This is a genomic window from Parafrankia discariae (assembly GCF_000373365.1).
Lineage (GTDB): Bacteria > Actinomycetota > Actinomycetes > Frankiales > Frankiaceae > Parafrankia > Parafrankia discariae.
On record NZ_KB891123.1, the window covers coordinates 1 to 6,914 of the forward strand.

The following is a 6,914-nucleotide window of genomic DNA, read 5'->3' on the forward strand; positions in this document are numbered from 1 at the left end:
CCGGAGGTGATCGTCCTCGCCGTCCGCTGGTACCTGCGGTACGCGCTGTCCTACCGGGATGTCGAGGAGCTCCTCGCCGAACGCGGCCTCGATGTTGATCACGTCACGGTGTATCGGTGGGTGCGGCGCTTCACGCCTCTGCTGGTCGAGGCTGCTCGGCCGTGTCGGCACCGGCCCGGGGACAGGTGGTTCGTCGATGAAACGTACGTCAAGGTCGCCGGCCGATGGACCTACCTCTACCGGGCCGTCGACCAGCATGGCCAGGTCATCGACGTCCTCGCCAGCACACGACGCGACCAAGCCGCTGCCCAGCGCTTCTTCGGTCGGGCGCTAACGCAGGGGCGCCGGCCGGCCGAGGTCACCACCGACAAGGCACCCGTCTACCCGCGGATCCTCGACGAGCTGCTCCCCGAGGCCTGTCACGTGGATGCCGCCCGGGAGAACAACCGGATCGAAGCCGACCACAGCCGGTTGAAAGCACGGCTCCGGCCGATGCTCGGGCTGAAACGCCTCCGCTCGGTCCAGACCGTCAGCGCCGGACACGCCCTGGTGCAGAACATCCGCCGCGGCCACTACGAACTCGCCATCGACACCCACCCGCCGCTGAGGCTGGCCGCCGCGTTCACCGAACTCGCCGCAGCCGTCTGACCGGCGATCATCGAGGCCGCTGGCATGTCCAACTTTCCCGTAATGCAACAGCGCCGTCGCGCCTACGGCACCGATGGCGCGCGGTGCGCGCTCGGTTCGGTGAAGACGAACCTGGGGCACCTGGAGCCCGCGGCGGGTGTCGCCGGCCTGATCAAGGCGGTGCTGTGCCTGCGGCACGGCCAGATACCGGCGAACCTGCACTTCACCCGGTGGAACCCGGCGATCGACGCTGACGGGTCGCGGTTCTTCGTGCCCACCGGGCTGGCCGACTGGCCTGGCGCCGCGCCGTCGCGGCTGGCCGCCGTTTCCTCGTTCGGGTTCTCCGGGACGAACGCGCACCTGGTGCTCGAACAGGCCACGGCCGGGGTGAGCCGTCCCCCGATTCCAGCCGCGTGTACTCCGGCACGGGCCGAACACGAGTCCGGCCGAGTAGACGGCCAGTCGTCGGCCGTCCGGGCCCGCGGGGCCCGCGGGCCGGAGGTGGTCCTGGTGCCCGCCGGGTCGCCCGCGGTGCTGCCCGCCGCCGCGGCCCGGCTCGCGGACTGGCTGGAGCGCGAGCCCGGAGATGACGCGGCCACCGGAGGCGATCCCGCGGCCGGTGCCGGCGCGCCTGCCCGGGGCGCGGGTCTGCGGGACGTCGCCTACACTCTGGCGCGCAGGCGGTCCCCCGGGAACGGCCGGCTGGCTGTTGTGGCGGCCTCGCGGAAGGATCTGATCCGGGACCTGCGCGCCTACGCGGACGGCCGGTTGGTCCCCAACGTCGTCTCCGGGGCCGCCGCCCGGGGCGTGCGGCGCGGCGCGGTGTGGGTGTTCTCCGGCCAGGGCTCGCAGTGGGCGGGCATGGGGGCCGACCTGCTGGACGCGGAGCCGGTGTTCTCGGCCGCGGTGGCCGAGGTCGACCCTCTCATCGCCGCCGAGGCCGGTTTCTCGGTGCTGGAGGTGCTGCGCCGCCGGGAGGCGGTCACCGGGTGCGACCGGGTGCAGCCCCTGCTCTTCGCGGTACAGATCGGGCTGGCCGCGCTGTGGCGCGCCCACGGTGTCGAGCCCGTGGCGGTCATCGGTCATTCGATGGGGGAGACGGCCGCGGCTGTCGTCGCCGGCGCGCTGACCCTGGCCGACGGTGTCCGGGTGATCTGCCGCCGTTCCCGTCTACTCACCCGGGTGGCCGGCCTCGGCGCGATGGCCACCGTCGGCCTCGACCGGTACGCGACCGAGGCCGAGCTCGCCGCGGCCGGCGCGAGCGGCGAGGTCGCTGTCGCGGTCCTGGCTGCTCCCGGCTCCACCGTCGTCTCCGGCGCCGCGGACAGGATCAGGGATCTAGTCACCGACTGGACCGCGCGTGGCCTGGCGGCCCATCAGATCGCGGTGGACGTCGCCTCGCACTCACCCCAGGTCGACCCGCTGCTCGCCGACCTCACCGCGGAACTGGCCGAACTGCGCCCCCGGCCGGCCGAGGTCCGCTTCTACTCGACCGCGGCGGAGGACCCGCGGGGGAAGCACGAATTCGACGCCGCCTACTGGTGCGCGAACCTGCGCCGTACCGTGCGCTTCAGCGACGCCGTGACCGCGGCCGCGGCCGACGGGCACCGGGTCTTCGTGGAGATCTCCCCGCATCCGGTCGTCACCCGGTCGGTCACCGACATCCTTGCCGCGGCCGGGCGGGAGCCGGTGGTACTGCCGACGCTGCGTCGCGACGAGGACAGCGTGGCCGCCTTCCGTACCAGTCTCGCGACCGCGCACTGCGCGGGAGTTCCGGTGGACTGGTCCGTGCTCTACCCGACCGGCGACCTCGTGGACCTGCCGACAATCTCCTTCGACCGCCGGCGCCACTGGGCGGACCGCGAGGCTCCGGCGGCCGCCGGTGGCCGTGGCGGGCCGGCGGCGCTCGACGGCAGGGAGCCCGTGGACCGGTCGCTGCCCGGGGAGCACCTGGTGGTGCCCGGCGAGCATCTGCGCCACGTCTGGCGGGCCGACACCGGGACCGCGGTCATCCCCTGGCTGGCTGACCACCTGGTGCACGACCGCGTGGTACTGCCCGGCGCCGCCTACTGCTCGCTGGCGGTCACCGCCGCCACCGAGGTGTTCGAGGTGGGGCCGGCCCGGGTGCGGGTCACCGGCATCGCCTTCGAGGAGGTGCTCTACCTGGGCGAGCACACCGAGATCACGATGACGGCCGCCGTCACCGGCCCCGGTGAGGCGGAGTGCGAGATCCACGCGCGGGACGGTGACGGCGCCTGGACCCGTCACATGGCCGCCACCGTCACGTGCGCCGACGACGACCCGCCGCCGGACACCGCCGCCGGCGGCCTGGCGGAACTCGCCGGTGCCCATCCCCGGCGGGTCGGCCCCGCGCGCCTGTACGAGGCCATGCGGGAGCGGGGCATTCACCACGGCCCGGCGTTCACGGCGCTGTCCGATCTGCACCTGTCCGAGGACGGTGGGAGCGCCTGGGCGGGCATCGGGATCCCGACCGAGGCGTACGCCACCGAGGACGCGTTGGCCGTGCACCCCGTGCTGCTGGACGCCGCCGCCCAGACGTTGCTGACCTGCATGCCCGGCCTAGTCGCCGGGTCGGCGTCCGGTGGTCTGGTGCTGCCTGCCGGGACGGACAGCATCCGGATCCACGGCGATCCGGCGACCGTGCGCTACTGCCACGCCCGCCTGGACGCCACCGGGACGGGCACTCTCACCGGCGAGGTCCGCCTGCTGGACGAGGCCGGCGCGCTCGTCGTCGCCATCGACGGCATGCGACTCGTCCACCAGGACGGCCAGCGTCGCCTCGACGGTTCCGGGTACGCCCGGGCGTCCGGCGGCCCCGGGGGCTGGATCTACGGGATCGACTGGGAGCCGTCACCCCGCCCGGAGCCGGCCCAGCCGCGGGCCGCCGGCCAATGGCTGCTGCTCGGCGACGCGAGCGGTTCGGTGGGCGCGCTCGGCACGGCCCTGTCCGCCGCCGGGGCGGACGTCGACATCCAGCCGCTGCCCGGTCCCGACGACACCCGGCGGGCCTGGGTGGCATCCTTCACCGGGGACGACGGGGGAGCCGCCGGCCGGCGGGTGGTCGTCATCCTCGACGGCGCGACCGCGCAGCCAGCGCCCGGTGCCCAGGTCGACCCGTCGGGCCTGGCCGGCCCACCATTCCCGCCGGATCCGGCGCGGGCGCAGCAGCAGACCATGACGGTGCTGGGCGTCGCCGCGGCGTTGGCCGAGCTGCCCGGAGTGCCGCCCGGCCTGACCGTGGTGACCCGAGGTGCACACGCCCTGGGCGGGAACGCAGCCCCCAATCTTGATCACGGCGGTATCCGCGGACTGCTCCGGGTGCTCACGCTGGAACACCCCGAGCTGCGCACCGCACACATCGACGCCGATCCCGGCCCGGATGTGGCGGCCGTCGTCGCCGAGCTGCTCGGCGATGTCCACGGCGCCCGCTCCGGCCCCGCCGATGACGAGGTCGCGCTGCGGGCCGGTGTCCGTTTCGTCGCCCGGTTGACCCCCGCGCCGGTGACCGCCACCGAGCGTGGTGCCGCCGGGCGGCGTACGGTCCGGTACGGCCACGATCGGTTCGCCCTGCAGCCGCCCGGCAACGGGAATCTCGACGACCTGCGGCTCGTCGCCACTGACCGGCGCCCACCCGGGCACGGCGAGGTCGAGGTCCGGATCCAGGCCGCCGGCCTGAACTTCCGGGACGTCCTCATCTGCCTGGGGGCATTGCCGCAGACACCGATCGGCTTCGAGTGCGCCGGCGTGGTCACGGCGGTCGGGCCGGGCGTCACCGACCGCCGGCCTGGCGACGCGGTACTCGCGGTGAACTTCACCGACGGCGGCGCGTTCGGCTCGTTCCTGACCATCGACGCCGACCTGACCATGCCTGTACCCGCCGGACTCGACCCGGCCACCGCCGCGGGCATCCCCACCGCCTTCCTCACCGCCTGGTACGCGCTGCGGGACGTCGCCCAGCTGCGGGCCGGCGAGCGGGTGCTGATCCACTCCGGCACCGGCGGGACCGGTCTCGCCGCGATCGCCGTCGCGCGGCTGCTGGGAGCCGAGGTCCTCGCCACCGCCGGCACCCCGGAGAAACGCGCCTATCTGCGCGGCATGGGCATCACCCACGTCATGGACTCGCGTTCGGTCGACTTCAGCGCGCGGACACTGGCCGCGACCGGCGGGCAGGGCGTCGACGTCGTGCTCAACTCGCTGTCGGGGCCGGCGATCCGCGCCGGAATGGAGTGCCTGCGGCCCTTCGGACGTTTCGTCGAGCTCGGGCTGCGCGACATCCTCGCGGACTCGGCGCTCGGGCTGGCGCCGTTCCGTAACAGCATCACCTTCGCCGGGGTGAACCTGATCGAGCTCTACCGGCACCAGCCGGAGCGGGTCGCCCGGATGCTGCGGGAGCTGACGGCGGCGCTCGCCGCCGGCGAGCTCGCGCCGCTGCCTGTCACGACCTACCCGCTCGAGGCCGCCACGGACGCGTTTCGGCTGATGGCCGGTGCCGCGCACATCGGCAAGGTCGTGCTCGAGGTCCCCGGCGACGCGGTGACCGAGGCCGTGCTGCCCGACGGGCCGCCGTCGCCGGTCGGCGTGGACGGCTCGTACATCGTCACCGGTGGCCTGCGCGGCGTCGGCCTGGAGACCGCCGCCTGGCTGGCGGAGAAGGGCGCGGCCAGAGTGGTGCTCAACGGGCGGTCCGAGCCCGCCGAGGAGGTCCGGGAGCGCATCGCGAAACTGGCCGCGGGCGGTACGGACATCCAGGTGGTGCTCGGTGACGTCGCCGAGCCCGGTGTGGCGGAGCGCCTCGTCGCCGCCGCCACCGCCGGGGGCGGCCGGCTGCGTGGCGCCGTTCACGCAGCGATGGTTCTGGATGATGCCGCCCTCACCACGATCACTGCCGACCAGGTGCGGCGAGTGTGGCATCCGAAGACGTTCGGCGCGTGGCGGCTGCACGAGGCGACGGCCGGGGCGGACCTCGACTGGTTCGTGCTCTACTCGTCGATGGCCTCCCTGCTCGGTAACCCCGGGCAGGGCGCGTACGCCGCCGCGAACTCCTGGCTCGACGGCTTCGCCGACTGGCGGTGCGCTCAGGGGCTGGCGACCACCGTCGTCAACTGGGGGCCGTGGGCCGAGGTGGGCGCCGCCACCGACTTCGCCGAGCGTGGGTACGCGATGATCCCGGTGCGGGCCGGGCTCGCCGCGCTGGAGACGCTGCTCGTCCACGGGCGGCGGCGCGCGGGTGTGCTCCCCGGCGAGCCGGGCTCCTGGATTCCGGCCGCGGGCCGCTCCTCGTCGCTGTTCGCCCAGTTCGTCGACGACGAGCACGCCCCATCGGCCGCCGCCGGGGGCGCCGTGGTCGTTCCGGGCGCTGGGGGTGCCGCCGCCGCGGTCGCGGACAGGCCGGGCGCTGTCCTGGCCGGGCTACGCGCGGTGGCTCCCGGCCTCCCGCGGCGCACGGCCTTCGAGGCGTACCTGACCGAGCACCTCAGGGCCGTCCTCCGGCTGGGCCAGTCCGTGCTCGACCCGGACATCCCGCTACGGTCCCTCGGCTTCGACTCGCTGCTGGCTCTCGAACTGCGGTCCCGCCTGGAACCGGGGCTCGGGATCTCCCTGCCGGGGAACTTCATCTGGAAGTACGACACCGTCGCGACTCTCGCCGCCGGCCTCGCCGACCACACGAAGCTCCCGCTCGACGGCGGCGAATAAGACCCGCTGCGAACTGAACCGTCGGCGCTGCTTGATGGGCGGCGCCGGCGGTTCACGCGTGCGGCCCGAGGGTGTGGGGTGTCAGAACTCGGCTACCGGTGTTGACCTGGGGTTTTAGGCGGCTCGTTCGTATTCGTTGATCAGGGCGCCGAAGACGGGTCGGCGTTTGATTCGTTCCTTGCTCAGGTCGGCGACGGGGTGGTCGGGCCGTGGTGGTTGAAGGTCGCGGCTGCGGTGGGGTCGTCGTCCGTTGTAGTGGGTCGCGTACTCGGCCAAGACAGCGTGTAGGTGCCGTTCACCGAAGATCAGCATGCGGTCGGTGACCTCGGTCCGGACGGTTCGCACGAACCGTTCCGCGTAGGCGTTTGAGGTGCTGCCCGTTTCTCGGACACGGACGTAGACGGACTATAGCAGCTTTATGCTGCTTCTATCACCTCGTTCTGGGTTGAGTGGTATGCGCGCTCGATGTGTTCGGGAGTGCGGTAGCCGAGAGTGGAGTGGAGTCGCTGCCGGTTGTAGAAGACCTCGATGTATTCGGCGATCGCGGTACGTGCGGCGCGGCGGGTTGGGTA

The 6,914-nt window shown here is 73.4% G+C and carries 3 protein-coding genes and 1 pseudogene; 2 read left to right on the forward strand and 2 right to left on the reverse strand.

The annotated features are described in order from the left end of the window. Both B056_RS0105950 and B056_RS0105955 read left to right on the forward strand, forming a co-directional pair. Positions 1-648: IS6 family transposase (locus tag B056_RS0105950; protein ID WP_018500977.1), on the forward strand; the 648-nt coding region annotated here is incomplete at its 5' end. A gap of 42 nt (positions 649-690) precedes the next feature. Further along, entirely contained in the window at positions 691-6,342 is a 5,652-nt protein-coding gene (locus B056_RS0105955; RefSeq protein WP_018500978.1) for a type I polyketide synthase, read from the forward strand. Positions 6,343-6,456: 114 nt separating this feature from the next. On the opposite strand, the pseudogene B056_RS0105960 reads toward B056_RS0105955, so the two are convergent. Together B056_RS0105960 and B056_RS42400 are read right to left on the reverse strand one after the other, a co-directional pair. After that, positions 6,457-6,711, reverse strand: a pseudogene (locus B056_RS0105960) (integrase core domain-containing protein); the annotation flags it as partial. A 47-nt stretch (positions 6,712-6,758) separates the two neighbouring features. Then, a partial coding sequence (locus B056_RS42400) for an IS3 family transposase (protein WP_154676865.1) occupies positions 6,759-6,914 on the reverse strand: 156 nt, incomplete at its 5' end.